Origin of the sequence: Chitinophaga niastensis, assembly GCF_003014755.1 — a bacterium.
Taxonomy (GTDB): Bacteria; Bacteroidota; Bacteroidia; order Chitinophagales; family Chitinophagaceae; genus Chitinophaga; species Chitinophaga niastensis.
The window spans coordinates 1,322,619-1,347,003 of sequence record NZ_PYAW01000002.1 but is presented as its reverse complement, the minus strand read 5'-3'; the positions used below and the strand labels follow the sequence as shown (position 1 = coordinate 1,347,003).

The window sequence follows — 24,385 nt, the reverse complement described above, 5'->3', positions numbered from 1 at the left end:
CTCTGTCAGGGATTTATAGCTGGTATGCATTGAAAACTAAAAACCGGAATTAATATTGAATTCACAAAAACAGCCTTCAGATCCAATGACCTGAAGGCTGCTACGTTCCGCTGTTTCCAGGGAGTTATCTTACTTGCCGAATAATGCCATGATCCGTTCTTTAACTTCCGGATGATGAAATGTTTTTTCGTGCATCTGTACCTCTTTTTTAATGATGGCTGCTAACTGTTCCCTTGCCGGCCCCACCAGGTGATCTTTGAGCGTGATCAGCGAATGCAGCGGCTTGTCTGCTATCTGTCTGGCCAGCTCATAGGCATAGGCCAGCACTTCATTCCTTGGTAAAACAGGATATGGAATACCCCTTTTTTCCAGCTGTGCTCCCCGGTAATTAGCAGCGGTTAGCAACATTTCATGTGCAAGGCTTACACCAAATTTCTGAGGAAGTATATAGGTAGCTCCCATGCCGGGAGTAAAACCATATTTCATAAAATTGGTAGTGTAAATACTTTCTTTACTCAGCACAATAAAATCGGCAAACATGCCGAAAATAAATCCACCGCCGATACCATGTCCCTGCATGGCTGAGATCACTGGTATGCTGCAATCCTGTGCGAGACTATACAAATTCACATCCGTAAAACTTGCTCTCCCTTCATAGATGGCCAGCAGGGCTTCCTGCGTTCCTCCGGAAGCAAAATAATTTTCATAACCGGTTACGATCACCACCTTGAAACGTTCATTATTTTTAATGGTTTCAAAAGCCTGTACCAGACCATTCATCAGGGCTTCTGAAAAACCGTTCTTATGCACTTTGTCCTGCATGGTAAGCTGCACTATACCAGGTTCTGTTTCCCGCAGATCTATAACGGAGTCCATCATACTTTATCTCGTTTATAAGAAGTAAAAGTGTTAGTGTTCCCATGGAAACAGACCGGTCTTAACATAGCGCTCAATGCGCTGCAGATTTTCTGTATCAGAGAACACCTCTTTGTTGGCTTCAATAGCCAGTGACTTTGATTGTGAGAGATCATAAAGAGATCTCATAAGATGCTTGTAACGTACTATTCCCTGTTTGGACAGATATCTCAATCTTAACAGGTGTGTACGTAACAAGGTATCTCCTGTTGCATCATAAGCGTCTACCAGCCCCCAGGCATGCGCCTGATGCACAGGTACCGGCCTGGTCATCAGTGTAAGGTATTGTGCCTTCTGGAATCCGATACGGCGGACCAGGAAAGGCATTACACAGGCAGGCAACAAACCGAATAATAATTCTGAGAGACTGAATTGTGCGGTTTCATCTGCAATAACTATATCACAGGCAGCTACAAATCCTATCCCTCCGGCATTGGCTTTTCCACGTACGTAAGCAATACTTATAAACGGCCCCTGTGCGAGCTTCAGCCATAGATCATACAGTGGCTCCGGCCCTTTCACCTTTCCATTATTATTGATGGTAGCTTCAAAATCTGCTCCGAAACAGAATACTTCCGGCAGGCCTTCCAATACTATGATGGTTGCCGTATCCTCGTATTGTGATAATACACTCAGACATTCTTCCACTAACAGATCATTGATGGTATTATTTGCCTGCGGACGAAAAAATTGAATGAAACATACCGGCGACTGAAAGCGGACCTTAATAGTATCATAGTTCATGCTATCCATTCATATTTACGGTGAAACTCCCTGATTTCTTTGAGATACAACTGCTGTTTTCCTGCTGAAGCAACCCATGCTCCCGGAATCAGCTGTGTATCCAATTTTACATTACGGGTACCAAAACGAATAGTGCCACTTCCTGCCAACAGCGTCTCATACTCATTCATAGAAAGATGATAACGCTCATCCAGATTTTTTTGCAGCCCAAGCTGGTGTTGCCTTACCTGGCTGTCTTTAGATACCACACCACTGTAAAATTCTGAACAGCAACCAGACCCGTAGGAGAAACAACCAATACGTTTAGGTTCTTCGAAATCTCCGTGGTCAATAGTACTTGCAAGTGACATAAAAACAGTGCCTCCCATTATATTACCTACCCGCTGACAGTAAGTAAGACCGGGTACTACCCGTTGCCGGAAATCCACCTCAATTTGCGCAGGAGCTACTACCTTAGCTACTTTCCGCATCATAGTGCGGTGAGCGCCCTTCACCATGCCTCCAAAGGGAGTATGAAATGATAAGTATTGAAAGGTTTGCTGATAGTCCACACCTGTAACACGTTTGCTGTATTCACTGTAAGCCTGTTCGCAGCAATCGAGATAAGACATCAGGGAAAGATCAGCATCTCCGGCTTCACTATCGGGCACCGGGCGACAAGTATCCATTACTTCAAAACCATAGTAACCGTTGGCGCCTACATCTACACGGAATACGTGTGGCTGGTTGCTGATAAGAATAGCAACGGCACCAGCCCCTCCACTGGGCTCCGCAAATGACCAGTCTTCTGTCATTGCCTCTCCTCCTTCTACCACCATAAACCGCGAAATATCCGTTGCCACTACCAGCGCTTTAGCTCCCGGTGATGCCTGCGCCAGGATAAAGTTAATAGCCATCTGAAACCCTGCTGTACCTGAGTAACAGGCCTGTTTGATTTCAAACAGCCGGCAATTCCGGTTCAGTCCCAGGTAATGATGAACATATGTGCTGATAGATTTACCAAAATCAATACCCGATTCTGTACATGTAATGAGTAATTCTATCCTATCTTTTTCTGCCTGTGAAAGTCTGTCCAGCAGAGGTTTTGCAGCATTTACCGCAAAGGTAACCGGATCTTCATGAGGTAAAGCCACGGCCTTTTCTTTCATCAGTAAATTTTCAAACCTGGCAGTATCCAGCTTACGATGTTTTGCCAGTTGCATTACATCGAGATAAGCAGAGCCACCAAAAACATTCATGGCTTCTATTCCTACGTTTGTCATACTAGTTTTTTTAAGAATGATGGCAACAGCCGTCTTTTAATTTTTAATATCTGCGAAGGCAGATAGCAGTATTGATGCCTCCGAAGCCGAAGCTCAAATTCAATGCATGCATTATCTGATGATGTACGGGGGTTTGTTTTACCCAGTTCATGGCGGGTACAACAGGATCAGTGAGATTTCGGGTAGGATGAAGTATGCCGCTTTTCATCTGCAGTAATGTAGCAATAACTTCCACTGCTCCGGCAGCAGTAAGACCATGCCCGGTAACTGATTTGGTGGCATTAATATATGCATGTGAAAGGCCGCAGTCCTGCAATGCCTTCAACTCAGTTGCATCACCTGTTGGCGATCCACTGCCATGTGGATTGACATAATCAATTTCTTCAGAGGTGATCCCTGCTTTTTCCAGCGCGTTACGGATAACCGTACATTCACCTTCGCAGGATGCATTGGGATTGCGATTGCCATCCATCGCAATAGCCCAGCCCGAAAGGACAGCATAGGGTTTTATATTTCTGGCGGCAGCTGTTTCCGCCCGCTCAATAACCACAGCACCGCAGCACTCTCCGAAAATAAATCCATCACTCTGCTGATCAAAAGGACGGCAAGCCCCGCCCGGATCTGAAGCATAACTGGTTGACCCCATAGCACCCAAAGATCTGAAACCCTGCAGCTCCCAATAAGAGAGGTCCATCAGGGCGCCCATGGCAATACAAACATCCACCTGCCCGGATTGAACCGCCTGTATAGCCTGCAAAATGGCTACCTGCCCGCTGGCAGATGCGCCTCCTACAGTATATGACATACCACGGATACCAAATGTTTCTGTGCACAGACCACATACATCCGTGTCCATAAAAGTGAAGCCATACACCGGCCGGAGAAATGCCTCCCTGCCCCTGTATGCATCGCAGGTTTGCATGAGTTCCCGCTGTTGTGTATTAGAGCCACCTACCACCAGTCCAATCCGGTGAGGCGCTACTTCAGACAACCGCGCTTCATTCCATGCTTCTTCCAGCGTAACTAATGCTACGCTTCCTGTAAAAGAGGCTGTCCTCAACATCTTTTTAGAAAAATGTTCCGGATATGTGATGTCCCCAATTTCTGCGCCCAGAAAGGAAGTCCCTTGCTGCCTCCCCGGCCGCTTCATGACATCAAACGCATGCCGGCCTTCCAGCCATGCATTCATCACTGCTGTTTTTCCCTGGCCGGTAGCGGTGATAACACCTACACCGCTAATCACAGTATCCGTTGCACTATTGGTTTTCATACAGCAGGGTTGCCAGTTCATCAAGGTTTTTCGCACCAAACACTTCCACCATAGGTATCTGCAATGATAACGACTCCATTGCAAGGGAAATGATTTCAGCGCGATCTACTGAGTTGGCACCCAGTTCTTTCAACTGATCGCCTGACTTGAATGTATGATCTTCCAGTTCAGGAATTACCTCACAGGTATGTTGTACAATCATCTTAAAAATTTCTTCTTTATTCATTTTATTAATTTTGACGGTTATTTTTTTTCATCTGCCATTACCCATGTATGATAAAATACCTCTTTAATATTATTCAGTTCATCTACTTCTTCGCCAGCGCAAACCAGCTCCTCATAAGGGCTTTCAGTCAATGCATTTATAATTTGTTTTATTCTGATTACGATGGGCTTGAAATGATATTTACTGATAAACATAAATTTATCTTCCAGCTGAGGCGCCATCAATGCCTCCGTTTTTAGGGTATGATTTACGAGTACACCCATTTCATTCAGGAACTCACATATAATCGTTAATGTGTACTTTTTCATAAAAATGTGCTTTAAAAGGTGGTGAAAGAATATTGTTGCTTCAGCAATTGAAGTCTTCTCAACTCATCCCTGAAAGGACTCATAATATTATGGTGAACAGAACCAGATGCGGGAGACAGCATTTTCGACAGCAGATTTTTTAACGTTCCGGAAGGGCTGCAATCAATATAAAAATATTCGCCTTTGCGCTCCAGTTCTTTCACGGCCTCATTAAAACAAATGGGTTCGCGCACTACCTCCCAGTAATAAGCCGGGCTGGTGGCATATAACTGTTTCGCATACACGCCGGACAAAAAGGGTATGGTGGGATTTGAAAAACTAATATTCCGGAAACTATCCATAAAACCATCTCTGGCGGGGTCCATCATCTGCGTATGGAAAGCGTATTTTACAGGCAGCTGGCTATATACCTTCCCTGTAACATCCAGGTAAGCCTTTAACCTTTTTAATGCCGGATCATCGGCAGCTACTATAAAATGTTCATTATAATTCACCGCAGCAAGGGTAATATTCCGAAAGACTTCCGGTTCCTGCTGGTATAATCCGGGATCATCCAATACCGCCATCATACCTCCTTTGCGGCATACCTGGTCAATATGCTCCGCCTGACGGATAAGTGCCGCCAACATATTCAAAGGATGCACAGCACCTGAAACAGCGGCAGCCACCATTTCACCCAGGCTATAACCCAGCACATAAGCAGGATAAATGCGCAACTCTTCCTGTAACACTTTCACCATTGCATATTGTACCATAAAAAGGGCCGGATTGGTATAGCGCAGATCATCAAACACATCCCCCATCTTCTTATCCTTATTGTACACCTGTTCTATTACTGAAGTACCCAAGATACGGGATGCCTCCTCATCGAGCCATAACAGTGTATTACGAAAAGTAGCGTTGGAACGATATAATTCCTCGCCCATATTAAAATACTGACTACCCTGTCCTCCAAATAGAAATACTGCTTTATGCATATCATCTTATTAATTCATCTAAAATAAATGTGCCGCTTGCAGGCATCAGATTACACTTCCCGTAAGCACCTGCTCCGTTTTCCGGGAAGGGGGTATACCGGAGCTACCGAGGCTGGTAAAGAAATCACCCAGATAAACAGCTGTACTCAACATCAGCAACATGGCTATTTCGTCTGCATGCCTGTTTCTCCAGGGATGTAGCGCAGTTCCTTTAACCCATTGATTAAAGGCGCCTAATGCCGGGCTACAATGCACCTGGTAATCTTCTTTTATTTCCAGATTACCGGAAAGTGCGGCTGTCATGCTACCGGAGAAATAAGACTTAAATACGAGGCTCATTTTATATTTAGGGTGCTGCAGGGCTTTACTGATTTCAGCAGGATCTTTTTGCTGGATGAGTGTATCAAATACAGTTTGGAGGCTATTTTTGAAGTAACGTTCTTCCAATTGTGTTCTGTCTTTTACCGGTAGCTCGTCGAGGCTTTCGTAACGGCGATACAGGTCGAACAGTTTGTTGGCCCTTGCAGGAAAAAACAGTCCTTTTTTCAGTACCTGGATTTTGGTTCCCATTTCAAACAAGTCACCTGCAGGCGCATAATCCGTATCCTGTATGTTCATTTCCACCAGCATATCCTTCACGCTATTACTGGTGCCTGCTTCCAGCGTACATTGATTAACAGAGCCGGTCATAATAAAGTCCGCACCCAATAAATAAGAAGCTGCTGCCGATTCCGGTGTACCTATTCCACCGGCTACGCCTACACGTATTTGGTATTTGCCGGAAAATTTCTTCCCGGCCTCATCGCGCATGCGGCGTATAACAGGTAGCAGTGCATAAGGCATTCTGCGGTCGGTATGCCCTGCCGAATCAGCTTCCGCACAAATATCGTCTGCCATGGGTAAGCGTTGCGACCATTCCGCCTGTTCAGCCGTAATAAGGCGCTCCTCCAGCAGCCTGTCTACTATCTGTTTGGGGGCCGGTTCCAGAAATATTTCTACTATTTCAGGCCTTGATAGTTTTGCCATTATACGATTGCCGGCAACAATATTTCCTCCGGCATCCTTATATAAACCTTTCACTCTATAGTATACGATCGCTTTACTCAGTCCCAGGTAAGCAGCTGCCTCCACATTTTTCACACCGTGCCTGATGAAAAGTGCCACCAGTTGATCTTCAGTTTCCGGTCTTTCGGGATGACTCCAGAGATTCACACCATAAGGTATCTCTTTTCCTGCCTGCTCCTTTATATATTGTACAGCCTCCTCTACTTTTTGTATCGTTAATCCTTCTGTACCCAGGAAACTCAGGATCCCGGCCTGTCCTAGTCTTAGCACCTGCTCCTGCGACGCAATGCCATGAAACATAGCACCTGCTGCATAAGCATACTTAACGCCGTAGGTTTGCCGGAAACTCTCCGCACCCAGCTGCGTAGCCTGTAATTGTAGCGCTGCAACCGGGCTTCCATTTTCATTTACAGGAACAAAATTCTTTAACCATAACGGATATACGCTGCCATTGCTACCTGTTGTTACTTTGTCTGCCACCTTCAGCGCCGGCTTTGGCGGTATAATATTCATTTCGGCGGCTGTAAGCGGATTGGCCTGGATAAAACCCATCATCTTTGTCAATACATCTCCCGGGCCAATTTCATGGAAGGTTATATCTCCCTGACATATCAGATAACTAACGCTTTCATACCATTTTACCTGGCTGGCTATTTGCCTGGTTAATCCTTCCGGAATAAGAGCGGCTGTATAAGGCCGGGCAGATACATTCGCTATAACCGGTATCTGTGGCGGAGAGAAGGATATCTTTTTGACATATTCTCCAAAATTTTCAGCAGCATCCTTCAGATAATGAGAGTGAAAGGCACCACTTACATTTAACGGATAATATAGTTTGGCGCCACTGGCTTCAAAATTCTTTTGCGCAGCGAGTATATCTGTTCGTAACCCGGAAATAACAATCTGTTCTGCAGAATTATAGTTTGCAATATCTATATCCGTATAATTAAATGTTTGCAGTATTTTTTCAACAGCCGGCATCTTCAGCCCCAGCAAAGCCGCCATGCCGCCGTCTTTTACAGCAGCCATAATTTCAGCTCTTTTCTTCACCAGTTGCAAACCTGTTTCAAAAGAGAATACGCCTGCTGCAAACAAGGCCACATATTCGCCCAGACTGTGTCCCAAAACAAAATCGGGTTTCTCTTCATGTGCTATCCTGTCAATGTAGGTGAGTGCATTCACTACATACAAAGCGGGCTGCGTATAAGCTGTCTGATTTAACAGCCGGTCCGGATCTTCCAGGCACAGGGTGGTAATATCATATCCCAATATATCATTGACCGTGGCTGTGTAGGCAGGATACCGGGAAAACAACTGTTCTCCCATACCCCTGCGCTGTGAGCCCTGCCCCGGGAATAAAAATGCCTTCATCATAAATGAATATTGAATATTAAGGGTTGAGCATAATAATTTATATCAGATGCGCTCTACATCGCAACTTTCAATCTCTACAGATACTGCCTGACTGATTACCGGCAATTTGATTACAAAACGTACCTGGTTGGACTTACGCAGCAGAATTCCTTCCATACCAGAAAAAATACCGTGCACTACTCTTACTTTATCTCCTATACAGTAATAGGATTCCTCATAAAATTCGCCACCACGGCTTTCAATCCTTTTGATCTTCTCGATTTCATCTTCACTGACAGTAACCGGCTGGCCATCAAAACCAACAAAATATATTACCCCCTCCATCCGAAGAATTTTCACTTTATTCTCCAGATTTATTTTTACAAAAAGATAGTTTGGAAAGATGGGACTTTGCATTCTTTTAATACGGTCGCTCCATTGCTTCAGCTCCACCCTTACAGGAAGATAACATTCGATCTCCTGGGATAAAATGCTTTGCAGGACCTTCTTTTCATACTTGGGCCGGGTATACACAACATACCATTTTTTCTCAGCCAATGAAGGGACTTCCCTCATGAATACGGATAGCATAGTAACGGTTTTTTTACAAAAAAAGATAAAGTGAACAAGCTGGTAACCAGCATAGGGAAGATGATAAAAGAGAGGGAAATACATACCGGACTGGATAGTACTTCTCCGGAAAATCAGTCCTATATCCTTGGTTATTTGATTACCTGGCGGGTATGGCTCCGCCCATGTATGTCACAAAACATATTAAAATCATTAACAATCGTTGTCAAAATTTTGTACCGGAAAGTCTGGCATTTTTCTCAAAAGTCAGTCTTATATTCTTTGGCTATTTTATTTTACTTGACGAGCATAGTTTCCACTAATTTGTGTGACAGGAAAATTACATAGTTTAACAAAAAAAAATGATCATTTACTAAATTTGAGGGTCAATGACAAATAACTCCTTTCATAGAGATTTTATTCAGGGGTACCTTCATTTGTTCATGTAAAAATAAAAGCTAAATAGGAAAAACAAAGAGCCATTCGTAACTAAAATAACAAATTATATATTAACCAGCAAGTGAAACTGCATATTTCAATAAATATAATTATTCCATGACAACATGTAACTGTTGCAGCACTTCTTTTCCTGCATATAACTGCTCACAAAAATTAACAATAGCTTCATGTGAAGCAGGATCTGACAGCATCATCATATGATTGGGCGATGCAGCTTCCATCATATGAAAATGCGGCAATTGCCTTTCCCACTCTTCCCAATAATTGAGATGATCCAATGAAGAATGCCCTGTATCCGGTACTGTAAAGTAAGGTGATAATTCCCCATAAAATAATCCGCTGCTGTTACGGAAAAAATAACAACTCACCCCATCCGGGTCTGGTAATGGTTGCACGGAAAAACTATCCATATCATATCCGCGTTGCACTTTCGCACTTTGCGCTACCAACTGATGCATTTGTGCAGTGGTTTTAGTGAGGCCCCTTTCGTTTGCCAATACCATCATCTGTTCCCAGTATTGCTCATCTGGCAAAGTCATATCTACTGCATCACGATGAATCAGCGTTTCGTGAATTTTTTCGGGATGGTGTAAAACAGCAGAAAACAGCATCATATTTACTGCCTGTAATATACCGGTTTTATGAGCATTGTTTATTTTGCCCATCTGTAAATCACTTGTATAAACCGCATCCAGCATAACAATGCTATTGATCGTATGACCCAACTCCTGCAACTGCCGCGTTATTTCATATGCCAGTATGCCACCAAGTGAATAGCCTCCCAGGTCATAAGGCCCTGCTGGTTGCACCGACTGCAACGCATGAATATAATACGCTGCCATTGCCTGTACGCCCTGCAACGGAGTCCGATCTGTCATCCATCCCCTGGCCTGCACACCATAAAAAGGCCGGTTGCATTTTCCGGCAATGGTGATATAGGATTCCACACCACCTTGTACCGGATGAAACCAAAACACCGGCCGGCCTTCATTTACCTGGTTCAGATGTACCAGTTCAGGAAATTGTTTGTTTGAGGCAGGACGTCTTTGCGTGACCTGTTTTGTTGGTTGCGGATGTCCATTATGTGACAACGAATGAAGACTACAGATTTCCGCGGCCGTTGTACAGGTAATCAATTTACTGGTTTCAACATCAGCGGAAATCTGGGATTGCAACTGCTGCATTAGCTGCACCTGCAAAATGGAATCAAACCCATATTGCTCCAAAGGTTTGTTCACATCTATCTCCGAAGGCGACAACCCCAGCAAACGTCCCAGTATATCCATTACCGTTGTATTTACCGATTCAGTATCCTGCTCAACTACAGTATCAGCTAATGTAACATGTGACGTAATAACCGGTGTGCCTTCTATCCAGCATCTTCTTTTTTCAAAAGCATAAACAGGCAGTAAAATTTTTTGTACAGATATTCCTTTATGCAACTCCTCCCAGGGGATCACTCCACCTTTTACCCAGTAATGTGCCAGTTTCTCCGGATTGTTTTCTGCCATTAATGCCCTGGTAACTGTTTCTGCCAACTCCCCGGAAAATAATGAGCCAATACCGGCACGTTCTCCTTCTTGCATGATTACAAAAACAGGTACGCCAATAGTCACTTCTTCCTTCCTGATCAGGCGTAAAGCTGCATGCAACCCGCCCATTACATCCTCTATTGTTGTTACTACCAATGCCAATCTATATTCCATCGCTTCTCTTCCTGTCTGCAATGTATAAGCCATGTCAGGCAGGTGTATTTCTTTTGCTTCTTTTACAAATGCCTGCAGCTGTTGCGCCATCACTTCCAGCTGCATTTGGGTTTTGGCAGACAACACCACTATCTGTGGCGCCGGCAAAAACACTGGTGCTATTTTTCCTGTAATGCCTGTATATTCTTCCAGAATAACACTGGCATTAGATCCACCGGCGCCAAATGCACTAACGCAAGCCCGTCGTGGATAGTTATTGTGTGTGTTCCAATCAGCCAGTTGTTGTTGCAGATAAAAAGGGGAACCTTCAAAATCAATTTTAGGATTCAGTTTTTGCGTGGTGATGCTGGGTACCAGCTGCCGGTAGTGTAATTGCAGCACTGTTTTTATGAGCTGCGTGATGCCCGATGCAGCTTCAGCATGGCCAATGCCGGACTTCACTGCACCAATGGCGCATCTGTTTTTCTCTTGTCCGGCCTTTGCAAATACTTTGCTCAACGCAGTCATCTCAATGGCATCACCTAATGCAGAGCCATTGGCCGCTGCTTCAACATAACTTATGGAATCCGGATGCACACCTGATTTTTTAAAATTGTCCTCCATCAATTGCACCTGCGCCGCCAGATTTGGTATGCTGTAACCACTACTATGCCCACCATGATTAGTAGCCGTAGCGCGTATTACAGCCAACACCTGATCTTTATCGCGAATGGCAGCAGACAGTGGTTTCAGTAATACTGCGCCTACCGCTTCAGCTGGCAGATAACCATCACCATCAGAAAAACTTCTGCTGTTAACATGGCTGCCCAACATCTGCGCAATTCCTAATCCTATATATTTGGAAGGATTCAGGGAAAGATTCACCCCGCCGGCTATTGCCAGCTGGCAATCTCCATTGGCAAGACTTTCACAAGCCATATGTAAGGCTACCAGCGCGGAAGAACACATCGTATCTACTGCTATGCTCGGACCCTGCAGGTTAAAAAAGTAGGAAACCCGGTTTACTATAGCACTAAAAGAATGCAATGCCAATATCGCATCCTGAAAAACATCGGGAGGTAAGGGCTGATAGTGCTGATGCATGGCTCCTGCAAACACACCTACCTTTGCCTGGTATTTTTCCCGGAGATGCGCGCGGGTATAACCTGCATGCTCAAACAGATGCCATACTGTTTCCAGAAACAGCCGCTCGTTTGGGTGCATACTGGCTGCTTCTCTGGGAGATATATTAAAAAACAGCGGATCAAACATGGTCACATCATCCAGAAATCCGCCCCATTCACAAAGTGTTTTCCCGGTTTGCGGCATGCCGCCTTCAAAATAATCGGGTAAGTTCCAGCGATCCGCCGGAACCTTTGTGATACAATCCTTTCCCTGCTGCAGATTTTGCCAAAACGCTTTTACATTGGCGGCGCCCGGGAAACGCCCTTCCATAGCAATAATGGCAATATCCTCCCGTACACCCACCGTTGCAACTGATGGTGGCATTTCCTTTTCTGCTGTAACTTTTGCAGTTGCAGGCAGCGCAGTGCCCTGCAGGAAACAATGCGGATATGTTTCTCCCAAATGCTGAGCCAGTGAGGCGATGGTGGTATATTCAAATAATAAAGTAGGCGATAAAATTACCTTTAGTTCCTTTTCAATGGATTGTACCAGTTCCAGCAACCCCGCAGAGTCAAGCCCCATTTCATAATAACCTGCATGCACATCAATACGCATAGCCGGCTTCTTCAGGTGCACTGCCAATAGCCGGCGTACAAGTGCTTCCGCTCCTGTCAGTGCATCGATACCTGTTACAGGGGTTGCAACCGTTTCTGCTACCGGATACGGAACTACGTTGTTCTCCATTAAACCTGTTCCACGTACCAGTTTGCTGCTGAAGTTTTTCAATTCCGCTACTTTCTGACCGCTGACATTAAAAAATTCCAGGGTAAAAGTGATCAGCTCTTCTTTTCGTTGTACCGTAGACGTTAATATCCTTACATAACACTGATCCTGTAACAATGCGCTTGCCTGGAATGATTCATAAAACAGGGGAAGAAAAAGTCTTTCTTCACCAGCCAACAGCTGCTCTAAAAAAACGGCTGCCCCAATAGCGCCGGTGTCAATAAGTGCAGGATGGAACATAATTTCTGCGGTATGACTGTTATCTGCAGCAATTTCCATTACCGCAACTGTTGCTGCACGATAAATGTTACCTGTTGTTTTCATCAGTCCGGTGTGGACCATTTCGCGGCTGCTGCATACGGCATAAATTTCATCCAGACTGATCTGCTGTACATCTGCTGTTGTTATACTAAGGTCCAGCATCTCTGTGAACAACGCCGGAGCTGTTTGTTGCATAATGGCAGTTGCATAACGTGTCCTTTCGGCAGCGGTAATACCATTCCGATGTTCGCTCCCCTCCATGAGTACCTGCCACTGCCCCGGCTCCTTTTCTGTACAAATAAGATCCAGTACCACGGCCGTATCTTCGCTTACAATCAGCGGATGGTAAATACTGAGATGACGTAACTCGAGTGCAGTGTATTCATAACCATGCTCTCTGAAAAACTGGTACATCATATCTATATAAGCCAGTCCCGGTAACAACGACTGTCCGTAAACTCGATGATTACCCAATACCGGATGATGTATATTGATAAAAAACTGATCCTGCATATATCTCTGCATTAAATGTCTTAAATAATTTTTTCCCAGAACCCTTTGCGTGATATCGGCATATGTCCGTTCCCGTTAGTATCTGTTGCTATCATTTCATTGGCGGCTGCTCCGGCAGGCACCGAACCATTCCTATTTTTTTGCAGCTGCCCTGCCGGCATTTTCCTGTTTATCTTATTACGTTTCAGCGCAGGCAGTGACAGTGGTTTCCGGTAAATATTACCGGTATTGGCAGTCGTTCCTTTTGTAACAATTACATGCACATTCGTACCACCATCGGCAAAACAATTAATCCCTGCCACTGCCGGATCAGCATTCCAGGAAGAACGTTCCCGGCAAAAACTGAATGGAGAAGCACCTATTTCATAATGCGGCATGGGTTGCTGACCTGATAAAAAAGGTACCATCTCACCATGATGCAGCATCAGCAGCACCTTAATCAATCCTGCCATTCCTTCTGCACATAAGGGATGTCCAATATTGGGCTTGATGCTGCCCAGCACACATGCTTTTGTGCTGTTTTTGCGATATACATCTTCTATGGCTTTCAGTTCCAGCAAGTCCGTTACTGCCGAGCCGGAGCCATTGGCTTCCATATAACTGATGTCCCCGGGTTGGTAACCACTGCGTACAAGTCCCTGTAACATCACCGCCTTCTGTGCCTGCAAACTAGGACTGGCAGGACCTGCCGTACGGCCATCATTATTTACGGCAACTGATTTTATTACACCGTAAATCTGATCTCCTGCCGCCTGTGCATCTGCCAGCCGTTTTACCACCAGCATGCCTGCCCCTTCTGACAACAATACACCAGACGCCCGTGCATCAAAAACATGAAAGGCATTACCCGGATTTATTAAGCCACGCTGCTGAAATAACTCCATGGCGCCTCCTGGCTGCAACAAACTTACTCCTCCTACCAGCGCTGCTGAGATATCTCCCGTTTGCAAAGCCTGAGCGGCCATATGTAGCGCTACAAGTGAAGAAGAACAAGCAGTATCCACTACAACACCAGGACCGCGCAAATCAAAAAAATGACTCACATTGGCTGCCAGATAATTCTGTCCTACCGCTACTATAGGGTTACGCGCTGATAACAGATCTGCCACCGATGGCTGATGCTGGCTGCGGCCTCCCAGGTACACACCTATTGGCTGACCTTTCAGTTCATTGTGATGATAACCTGCATGGTACAACGCCCGCAGGCTTTCCTCCAGCACTATCAACGCCTGAGGATCCATAGCTGCAACATCAGCTTCCGGCAATAAAAAGAAGGCCGGGTCGAATATGTCTTTATCTTCCAGCAATCCGCCATATACCGGCGCACCTCCCCCATTCCACTCCGCACCGGAAAGTGCACTCAGTCCACTCCGGCCTTCTGATAACAACTTCCAGTAAGCATCCAGGTCAGGTGCACCAGCAAACCGGCACGACATACCTATGACAGCAATATCTTTGTCATAACTGTTATCCGGCTTCGGCAATACCGGCAACGGCATTCCACCGGGGATATTTTTTTCGGTTTTTACAGGAATATTGACAGGGATAACTGTAACGGGCATACGATTATCTTCCGCTATTCCTTTTTTGAGTACTGCTGATAACGCCGCTCCATGATGTGATTCCAGCCACACAGACAGAGAAGACAAAGAAGGATATTCAAACAACAAAGACGGGTCCAGCGTTTCCGGTATACCTTTATTTATCTGGCGTAATAGCTGGGCCAGCAAAATAGAATCTACGCCGTAGTCCTGGAAAGGTGTGTCAGTATCCAGTTTTTCTACAGGTATTTTTAACTCCCGGCCAAATAACTCCAGTAACCATTGCAGCACATCCTGCAATAAGGAATGGTCACTGTTGGTAGATGTAACCGTCTTACCAGCGTGGAGTGTAGTAACCGGCAATGCTGACAGCAAACGGGCGGGATCAAACACCGCCGGATCTGCCACTGCTGCCAACAATGCTCCGCTGCGACCACTTGCCAGCACCTGATCCAATAACCCGGTACCTTCTTCATTCAGTAACGTATGTAAACCTGTGGCTGCATACGCACCTCCTTTCACTTCTCCCATACCTGTTTCCTTCCAGCTGGGCCACTGAATACTGATCATCGGACAAGGACCGGTATGTGCACTGCTCAGATAGTCCATATAGGCATTACCCATCACATAATCACTCTGACCGGCAGCCAGCACCGGAAGTGCTGCTGACACGGAAGAGAACAACACAAAACAATGTAAAGGCTGATCTTTAAAAATTTCGTAGAGGGTATCCAGTCCGCCTACTTTCGGAGACAATACGGCTGCTATTTCAGTCATACGTTTACGGATAAACGCAGGATTTTGTATGTCCATCATACCGGCACTATGGATAACACCCCGCACAGCGCCCAGCCGTGATACTGTTGCTGCTAATGCCTGCGCAAATGCAGCTTTATCTGTTAATGGAACCGTCAGTATTTCCACCTGTGCACCCAATGCTTCCAAAGCCAACAAACCTGCTATCCTTAAACCATCCATACTATCCGGGGCATAGTTATACCATGTATCTCTGGCGGGTAATTGTTCACGTCCGCATAATACAAGCCGTTTAACGCCGTAATGTTTTACAAAATGTGTGGCAAACAATGCGCCCAGTCCACGGGTACCTCCCGTGATCAGCAGCACCTCTTCAGGACCAAACTGCAAAGTACTTCCGGCTGGTAACGTAAGTGCTGATAACACCGCGCTGTAGCGCTGTTGATCATGCCGGTAAATTACTTCGGACTCCTTACTATCTATATTATATTCTGTTGCAATAAGAGATGCCAGCGTTACTTCATCAATGAACATCGCTGCATCCATATGACGCGAACGTAACTGACGGTATTCATGCTGTAACATCCGGAACAATCCTGCTGATAAGGCTCCGCTCAGTTGCTGCGAGGGTCCTTCCTGCGATTCCAGCCCCCGGCTCACTGCCAGGAGCATCAATCCTGCGCCATTATCCCGCTCTATCAGTTGCTGTAACAATGGCAACCAGCCAAGGTCCTGTGCACACGCCGTTCCGCAGCCCAATAAATTTATACAACCACTGTATGGTTGCTGCAAAACAGCCGGTAACGGACCTTTATCTGTATTTAAAATATCACTGCCAGGGAAATAAGCTGCAACCAGCTTTGCCAGCGTTTCAGTTGAGTTATCCGACAGTACTAACACAGGCCCGCCGGCATGAATGCCTGCATTTGCCGGTGCAGCCTCCCATTGCTTTTCCAGGAAATAATTGTGGCGTAAAGCAGCTCCTGCTTCGTGTAGTCCTTCACGTGGTACAGGCGCCGCAGTAACTTTAGCTATCGCATCAGGAATCCAGTAACGTTCACGGGCAAACGGATAAGCAGGCAGACTAACCTTACGTGGTTTTACATCACTATACAACCTGTTCCAGTTGAAAGTCAGCCCTTTCACCCACAGCTCCAGCAGTTTTTCATATTTGCCTTTTTTGATCCAGGTATCAAGCGTATCCTGCATATCCTCATCAGCAGTAAAAACAGAGAATGTTTCCTTATTGCCTTTGGTTTTACCCTGATAAAACCGTTCCGGTGTATCTTTTCCTGCCAGATATCCGGCCAGTACATCCTCCAGGATCTGCATGGAACTAACGATAAAGGCTATACGCTCTTCCATGGCATCCCTTCCGGTTTGCAATGTATAAGCAATGCCAGGAAGTTCTTCCGCTGTAAGATCTCCCTCGCGGATGACTTCCAGTAGTTGAACTACCTGTTGCCGTAGCTGTATCTCATTTCTGGCAGATAACAGTATAATAACAGGAGGTAATGCTATAGGGAGGTTTGATGGTTGGGCAGGAATATATTCTTCCACAATAACATGCGCATTACTGCCACCAGCCCCGAATGCAGATATACCAGCCAGGCGGGGATACTCCTTCGTAGTATCGTTTATATTTATCAACGGACGTTCCCATGTGTTGCAGGTTTGCTGCACAAAAAACGGCGTGTTATTAAAATTGATGTTGGGATTCAATGTGGTGGAATGCAGCGAGCGTACTAACTGCCGGTGCTGCATTTGCAATAATACTTTTGTAAGTCCTGCAATACCTGCTGCGCTTTCGCAATGACCAATATTTGACTTGGCTGCACCAATCGCACAGAACTGCGTATCGGAGGTATCACTGCGAAATGCTTTGCTCAGTCCTGCTATCTCAATCGGATCTCCCAATGAAGTACCTGTTCCATGTGCTTCAATATAACTGATCATACGGGCATTGATCCCCGCTGATGTTAAAGCATGTTTGATCACCGCTGCCTGTGCATTTGGATTAGGGACGGTATAACCATTGGTTTTACCACCATGATTAACAGCTGAGGCCCTGATAACACCATATATGTGATCATTATCTGCAATCGCCTTATCCAGTGTTTTTAACAACACCGCACCTACTCCTTCTCCGGGTACATATCCGTCTCCTCCTTCTCCAAAACTTTCACATTTCCCTTTGCCCGATACAAATTTCCCCTGCCCCAGCATCAGGTATTTATTGGGATGAACAGAAACATTAACACCACCGGCGATGGCTACTTCACATTCCCCCTGCTTAATACTCTGGCAGGCCAGATGAAGTGCTGTCAGAGAAGAAGAACACATCGTATCAATTGCCATACTGGGACCATGGAAGTTGCAATAATAAGATACCCTGTTGGCAATAGAAGAAGGATTGCCCGGGATAGCCAGCGGATAGCCCATTGCGGTGAGTTGTGCACCATACAGTTGGTACTCCTCATACATTACTCCCACAAACACACCGGCACTACGCTGTTGTGCAGCCAGTGTTTCGCGCGTATAACCTGCATCTTCCAATGTTTCATACACACATTGCAGAAATAATCTTTCCTGGGGATCTATCATTTCCGCCTCCCTGGGAGAGATATTAAAAAATAACGGGTCAAACTGATCTACGCCGTTAATAAAACCGCCCCACTTACTGTATGTTTTTCCGGGTTTGTCTTTATCCGCATCAAAGTACAAACGATAATCCCAGCGATCTTCCGGAATTTCCGTGATACAATCTTTACCATCTACCAGATTTTGCCAGAACTGACGGATATTATCAGCCTGTGGATAACGTCCGGCCAAACCTATGATGGCAATATCAGGCGCTGTGACTTTATTTTCTTCTTTGGGGGCCACCGGTGCTGCAGTAAAGCGTGCCCGCCTGTTGGGAAGCTTTTCCGGCAACTGGCTGGCAGGCGCAGGGGGCGTATATTCCGGCAACTCCGTAGGTGCTTTTACGTTATCATCAGGTGCAAGCTGTGCTGACAACTGTGCCGGATGACTATTAAGAAAATAGGTTGTCAGTTCACGGATATTCTGATATTCAAAAAATAATGTTTTGGATAAAGAACCGAATGTTTGTTCCAGATGATTGGTCAGCTTCATGACCATTATTGAATCAATCCCATAATCTTCCATAGGGGCATCTGCATCTATTGCAGCTGCGGGTAATTTTATGACAGATGATAATAGCTTTTTAAAATACAGGATAGCTTTTTCGTTGAGATCCTGTGGGGCATTGCCGGTAACGGTTTTTACCGCAACCTCCGTAGCGGGTTGCGTTTGCTGTTGTACCGCTGCCCGGATTTTTTGCAGATCACCGGCCATTACCATTACCTGTGTGTTTCCTGTTTGCAGCGACCTGTAAAAAGCCTGCATACCATGACTGGTTTCCATGGCCACAATACCCAGATCCTGTTTCCATTTCTTTTCTTTGTCTTCATCCACCTGCATACCGCCTTCTTTCCATAAGGGCCAGTTAACTGACAATGTTTTCCCCTGTCTTTTACCGGCGATGCGGAGTTCATCACGGTAACGGGCATACGCATCCATGAACGCATTGGCAGCAGCATAATCCGCCTGTCCTATATTACCTGTTACAGCAGTACCTGAAGAGAAGAACACAAAAAGATCCAGTGACAAATGTTTGGTGGCGTCATCCAGATTAAGCAATCCGGTTACTTTGGCTGCGAGCACTTCCTGAAATTCAGTAGTGGTTTTCCTGAGGATAAAACTGTCACGAAGCACACCTGCGCTATGAATAATACCATTCAGATGGCCAAAAGTAGTTTCAATAAATTGTATCAGGCGGGTACACTCCTCCGGATTACAGATATCCGTTTGTTTGTAGATTATTTTAGTCGCCTTGGCAGCAAAGGACAACAACTGCTCTTCCTTCACCGGCGATAAAACAGTACGCCCGCATAAAATAAGCGTAACATTTTGGGAACTGGCAGCAATTTCTTTAGCAAACAGCCATCCCAATCCGCCAGCGCCACCGGTAATCAGGTATACCCCATCATCCTTCCAGGGCAATGCTGGCGCCTCTTCCGGAGCTACAAGGGTTTCCCATGCCGCTATCCGGCGCTTTCCATCTACATAGCTGATATCAGCATCTGCAGGACATTGTGCGCACGCTTCCAGGTTATTTACAAGTGTTGCAATAGCTGTTGCCGCTGGGAGGCTGATCACCTGTCCGATCAATAGTGGATTTTCCAGGCGGGCTGTTTTCAATATACCTGAAAGACCGGTGTATAATTGTTGTTCGGGTTGATCTCCGATCAGCAGCTGCACTAATATTTTTTTTGCAGGTCGTTTATGGAATAAAGATTGAATGATGTTAAAAAGCTGGGAAGCATACTGCGAAAAATACGGATCTGTAGTAGCAGCATCTGCAATCAACAGCTGGTAATCTGCTCCGGGCATGCGGTTTAGCATATCTTCCCTGGAAAAATGATTTAAACCACAGGAGATGATAATATGTTGTTCATAATCCGGTGGGGCTACATTCAGGACTGGCGGCTGTTCTTTCCAGTAAGGCAGGGAAAGCAGGGTATTGTTTGCTGCGACCGCATTGTTATCGATCGTACGGGCAGACAACCCTTTGAGACTTACACATATTTTCCCTTCGTCATTGCACAGATAAATATCTGATTGCTGCAAGGAACCGGTATCACGTGAACGGATATACGCCCATTTAATGTCTGCACAATCGTCATAAATCTCCAGTGATTCCAGCGCAAAAGGCAGGGCTGGTGGCCGGCTCTTATCTGAAGTACCGAACAGCAAGGCAGCAGATGCCTGCAATGCCGAATCCAGCAGAGCCGGATGCAGCGTGTATTCGTGCTGTGTAGCCGCAATAACCGATGGCATCGATAATACTGCCAGCACTTCGCCTGTGCCTATATAAACAGTTTCCACACCCCGATGCCCCGGCCCGTAAGTAAAACCGGCAGCACTAAAAATTTCATAAAAAGCAGCAGCAGTTAACTGATGTTTTGTACAGCGTGCCTTCAGCGCGGTGATGTCCAAGAGAGATGCTTCCGGTGTTGCGATAAATACTGCGCGGCCTTGTGAATGTGTGGTAATGGTATCCTTATCATCCGCTATGCCGGTATATATTTCAAATGATATTTCACCATTATCTTCCGGATAAATACCCGTGTGTACCTCCATGGGCTGATCTGTAACATCCAGTGGTACAATCCAGGCTATATTTTTAAACATCACAGATGATCCTGCGGGCCGTTCCCGGCCAGCAGCGTATACCACTGCCGCGCGGGCCATTTCAAGGTAAGCTACCCCCGGTAGTATGCGCCTGCCCTGTATCACATGATCTGCCAGGAAAAACTCATTCCCGCTGAAATGAGTAGTAAAACGTTGTTCTGAAAGATCTGAAGTATTCTGATGTAATAACGGATGAATAAATTCCTTTGTATGCCGGGATGATACTTGTGTTAACTGTTCATTTTCCGGTATCCAGTAACGTTCATGGGCAAACGGATAAGTAGGCAGACTGATACGCTGTGGAATAGCCGTGCTGTACATCAGCAGCCAGTTGATATCGAGACCTCTTACCCACAACGATGCTATCTTTTTCAGCTGGCCTTTCTTCAGCCATTTCATAATAAGGTCGCCCGAATCATCATCTCCCGAAAAAATGCTTACCGTATCCTGATAATTTTTCACCTGCCCTTCGCAGTAAACAGCACTGCCTGTGCCGCCGATAGTATAGGCCCGGAGTTTGTCAATCAGATCAGGAATATCCTGTATGATAAATGCTACCCTGTATTCCAGTGTTTTCCTCCCTGTTTGGAAAGTAAACGCAAGATCAGCCGGTGATATTGCTGTTGGTTGTGATGCGGCTGCCTGTAGTGTGTGCAACAGTTTTTCCGCATAAGCCATCAGCCTTTCCTTATTCTTTGCCGATAATGGAACTATGAACTGACGGCCGGGAACAGGTGCGGTGGCTGATGAAACGGCAGGTATATATTCTTCCAGGATCACATGTGCATTGGCACCTGTAGCCCCAAAAGAACTAACAGCAGCACGGCGCGGACAAGTTACACTACCACTTGCACCTGGTATCTCCGGTTGCTGCCATGATGTAGTTTCCTGTTGTACATAAAATGGGGAAGCTGTAAAATCAATATATGGATTCTGTTCAATGGCATGCAGAGAAGGTACCAGTGTTTTACGCTGAAGCTGTAACAGCACTTTAGACAATCCTGAGATACCTGCTGCTGCTTCTGCATGGCCTATATTCGATTTTACGGAGCCAATCGCACAATATTGCGTATCAGTGGTATGTTGCCGGTAAGCCTTTACCAATCCCTGTATTTCAATGGGGTCGCCGAGGGATGTGCCGGTACCATGTGCTTCCACATAAGAAATGGTACGGGGATGAATACCTGTTTTTTCCAGACAGGAAAGAATCATATCTGCCTGTGCAGCCGGATTTGGAACGGTAATACCACTGGCCGCTCCACCGTGATTAATGCTGCTACCCTTTATCACGGCATAGATATTATCGTGATCTGCAACAGCTTTATGTAATGGTTTTAATAATACTGCTGCTACACATTCTCCTGAAACATATCCATCTCCGTTTTTACCAAAGGTGTGGCAATAACCATCACTGGAATGCATATCCGTTAATCCATAAGATAAATATTTCCCCGGATGCAGGGAAAGATTAACACCTCCGGCAAGTGCCACTTCACTTTCGCCATGCCTGATACTTTCCAGTGCCTGATGCAATGCTGTCAGAGAAGAAGAACAAACTGTATCAATGGCCATACTGGGTCCGTGAAAATTACAGCAGTAGGAAACGCGGTTGGCGATAGGTGCATAATTGAGTGACAAAGGAAATTTAGCTCCTGCAGCCATCGCCTCTGCACCAATCAATGCATAATCTTTATGCATTACCCCTACAAACACACCCACCTTATTTCTTTTATCGTGTTTCGCGGTTCCTCCCAATGTTTCCGGCGTATAACCGGCATCCTCCATTGTTTCCCAACATACTTCCAGAAAAAGGCGTTCCTGCGGATCCATGATCTCTGCTTCTCTGGGAGAGATCCTGAAAAAGACCGGATCAAAACAAGCCGGGTCTGAAATAAATCCTCCCCACCTGGATATGTTTTTTCCGGAAGGAGATAATACTCCTTCATGCTGCCGCCAATTCCAACGTGATGACGGAACTTCCGTGATACAATCTTTTCCGTTTACAAGATTTTCCCAGAACGCCTGTATGTTATCTGCTCCGGGGAAACGTCCTGCCAGACCAATGACAGCTATATCTGTTGTTTCAGTTAAATGCTCTTTCCTAACAGTATCGGCTATACGATTATCCGCAACAGGCTGCAATAAATCCGGAACAGCAACAGATGATGGCAATGCAACCTTTTGTTGTCCGAAACAATGGCTGTAATGTTGTACCAGATAAGCGGCAAGCGCGGCAACAGAGGTATATTCAAATAAAAGTGTAGGCGCCAGCAGGGTATCTGTTTTCTTTTCAATGGCCTGTACCAGCTCCAGCAGGCCGGGAGAGTCCAGCCCCATTTCGTAATATCCCATCTGCACATCAATAAGATGCTCAGGCCGCTGTAGCCGCTCTGCCAGTAAAAAACGTAAATAGTTTGCTACTTCTGTATAAATATCTTCCACCGGGGGCATGTTAACAGTAACCGCTTTAGCCGGCTGTTGGATAGTTCCCGGCTCCCGTACCAGTTTATTGGTGAAGTTCCGCAGCTCTGCCACCTTTTGGCCCGCAGCATTAAAAAACTCCATGGTAAGACTCAATAATTCTTCCTTTCGCTGTACAGACGATGTATATATACGCGTAAAACATTTGTCTTCCAACAACGCAGCAGCGCGAAAAGGGCCATATGATAAGGGAAGGAATAAACGTTCTTCGCCGTTCATAAGCGGCGCAAAAAGTAAGGCGCTTCCCGCCCCGCTTCCATCTATCAACACCGGATGAAACATATAGTCTGTTACAGTTGGTAATGCTGCTGCTCCAACCGCTATTTCCATGACTGTAACGGAACCTGCGGAATAAATTTTTCCATCTGCTTTCATGAAGCCGGTATGTACCATATCACGCATCCTGCAGGCCGCATAAATATCTTCCAGCTGCACCGGCGCATCGGCTGTTTGCAGTTGTGCGGGTATATCCAACGTGTCTGTAAATACTATCGGTAATGTTTCCTGCATGACAGCTGTAACATAACGTTTCCGATCTTCCGACACATCACCGTTCCGCTCTTCTCTGCCTTCCACCAGCACGTGCCACTGACCTGCTTTTTTTTCTGTGCAGATAATATCCAGCAACACCGCTGTTTCGGCAGTCACCATCAGCGGGTGGTAAATACTGAGATGTTGTAATTCCAGACTGGTATAATCAAATCCCTGTTCCCGGAAGAACTGATACAACAGATCGATATAAGCCAATCCTGGTAATAAAGCCTGTCCGTAAACGCGGTGATCACCTAATATGGGATGATGAATATTTATAAGCAATTGATCTTTCATGGTTCTT

At 45.6% G+C, this 24,385-nt stretch carries 11 protein-coding genes; all 11 read right to left on the bottom strand.

Annotated elements, in window-relative coordinates; translation table 11 throughout:
• Positions 1-129: 129 nt before the first annotated feature.
• The gene (locus CLV51_RS13775; protein ID WP_106528597.1) at positions 130-879 is read right to left on the bottom strand and encodes a polyketide synthase; all 750 of its coding nucleotides are present in this window, start codon (positions 877-879) and stop codon (positions 130-132) included.
• 30 nt (positions 880-909) lie between these two features.
• The gene (locus CLV51_RS13770; protein WP_106528596.1) at positions 910-1,659 is read right to left on the bottom strand and encodes an enoyl-CoA hydratase/isomerase; all 750 of its coding nucleotides are present in this window, start codon (positions 1,657-1,659) and stop codon (positions 910-912) included.
• Positions 1,656-2,921 carry a hydroxymethylglutaryl-CoA synthase family protein gene (locus CLV51_RS13765; RefSeq protein WP_106528595.1) on the bottom strand — a complete coding sequence of 422 codons (1,266 nt, stop codon included), beginning with the start codon at positions 2,919-2,921 and terminating at the stop codon, positions 1,656-1,658. The genes CLV51_RS13770 and CLV51_RS13765 overlap by 4 nt, the downstream gene beginning before the upstream one ends.
• Before the next feature lie 43 nt (positions 2,922-2,964).
• On the bottom strand, positions 2,965-4,191 hold the full coding sequence (locus CLV51_RS13760; protein WP_106528594.1) for a beta-ketoacyl synthase N-terminal-like domain-containing protein: 1,227 nt from the start codon (positions 4,189-4,191) through the stop codon (positions 2,965-2,967).
• On the bottom strand, positions 4,178-4,417 hold the full coding sequence (locus CLV51_RS13755) for an acyl carrier protein (protein ID WP_106528593.1): 240 nt from the start codon (positions 4,415-4,417) through the stop codon (positions 4,178-4,180). Before CLV51_RS13755 ends, CLV51_RS13760 begins: the two co-directional genes overlap by 14 nt.
• 17 nt (positions 4,418-4,434) lie before the next feature.
• On the bottom strand, positions 4,435-4,725 hold the full coding sequence (locus tag CLV51_RS13750) for a DUF5952 family protein (RefSeq protein ID WP_106528592.1): 291 nt from the start codon (positions 4,723-4,725) through the stop codon (positions 4,435-4,437).
• A gap of 11 nt (positions 4,726-4,736) precedes the next feature.
• Complete coding sequence (locus CLV51_RS13745) at positions 4,737-5,702, bottom strand: acyltransferase domain-containing protein (protein WP_106528591.1); 966 nt, start codon at positions 5,700-5,702, stop codon at positions 4,737-4,739.
• Between the two features lie 45 nt (positions 5,703-5,747).
• Entirely contained in the window at positions 5,748-8,141 is a 2,394-nt protein-coding gene (fabD, locus tag CLV51_RS13740; RefSeq protein WP_211301989.1) for an ACP S-malonyltransferase, read from the bottom strand.
• A 42-nt stretch (positions 8,142-8,183) separates the two neighbouring features.
• Complete coding sequence (locus tag CLV51_RS13735; RefSeq protein WP_245898719.1) at positions 8,184-8,711, bottom strand: UpxY family transcription antiterminator; 528 nt, start codon at positions 8,709-8,711, stop codon at positions 8,184-8,186.
• 527 nt (positions 8,712-9,238) lie between these two features.
• Positions 9,239-13,516 (bottom strand): beta-ketoacyl synthase N-terminal-like domain-containing protein, encoded by a 4,278-nt coding sequence (locus tag CLV51_RS13730; protein WP_158267014.1) that lies wholly within the window; start codon positions 13,514-13,516, stop codon positions 9,239-9,241.
• A 20-nt stretch (positions 13,517-13,536) separates the two neighbouring features.
• A complete protein-coding gene (locus tag CLV51_RS13725) occupies positions 13,537-24,378 on the bottom strand; it encodes an SDR family NAD(P)-dependent oxidoreductase (protein ID WP_106528589.1) in 10,842 nt (3,613 codons plus the stop codon).
• Positions 24,379-24,385 lie beyond the last annotated feature (7 nt).

Excerpts from the sequence above, each read along its gene's own strand:
- CLV51_RS13750 (WP_106528592.1), bottom strand. The coding sequence starts at position 4,725 with ATGAAAAAGTACACATTAACGATTATATGTGAGTTCCTGAATGAAATG.
- CLV51_RS13725 (WP_106528589.1), bottom strand. The coding sequence starts at position 24,378 with ATGAAAGATCAATTGCTTATAAATATTCATCATCCCATATTAGGTGAT.
- CLV51_RS13735 (WP_245898719.1), bottom strand. The coding sequence starts at position 8,711 with ATGCTATCCGTATTCATGAGGGAAGTCCCTTCATTGGCTGAGAAAAAA.
- CLV51_RS13745 (WP_106528591.1), bottom strand. The coding sequence starts at position 5,702 with ATGCATAAAGCAGTATTTCTATTTGGAGGACAGGGTAGTCAGTATTTT.
- CLV51_RS13755 (WP_106528593.1), bottom strand. The coding sequence starts at position 4,417 with ATGAATAAAGAAGAAATTTTTAAGATGATTGTACAACATACCTGTGAG.
- CLV51_RS13770 (WP_106528596.1), bottom strand. The coding sequence starts at position 1,659 with ATGAACTATGATACTATTAAGGTCCGCTTTCAGTCGCCGGTATGTTTC.
- CLV51_RS13775 (WP_106528597.1), bottom strand. The coding sequence starts at position 879 with ATGATGGACTCCGTTATAGATCTGCGGGAAACAGAACCTGGTATAGTG.
- CLV51_RS13760 (WP_106528594.1), bottom strand. The coding sequence starts at position 4,191 with ATGAAAACCAATAGTGCAACGGATACTGTGATTAGCGGTGTAGGTGTT.
- fabD (WP_211301989.1), bottom strand. The coding sequence starts at position 8,141 with ATGATGAAGGCATTTTTATTCCCGGGGCAGGGCTCACAGCGCAGGGGT.
- CLV51_RS13730 (WP_158267014.1), bottom strand. The coding sequence starts at position 13,516 with ATGCAGGATCAGTTTTTTATCAATATACATCATCCGGTATTGGGTAAT.
- CLV51_RS13765 (WP_106528595.1), bottom strand. The coding sequence starts at position 2,921 with ATGACAAACGTAGGAATAGAAGCCATGAATGTTTTTGGTGGCTCTGCT.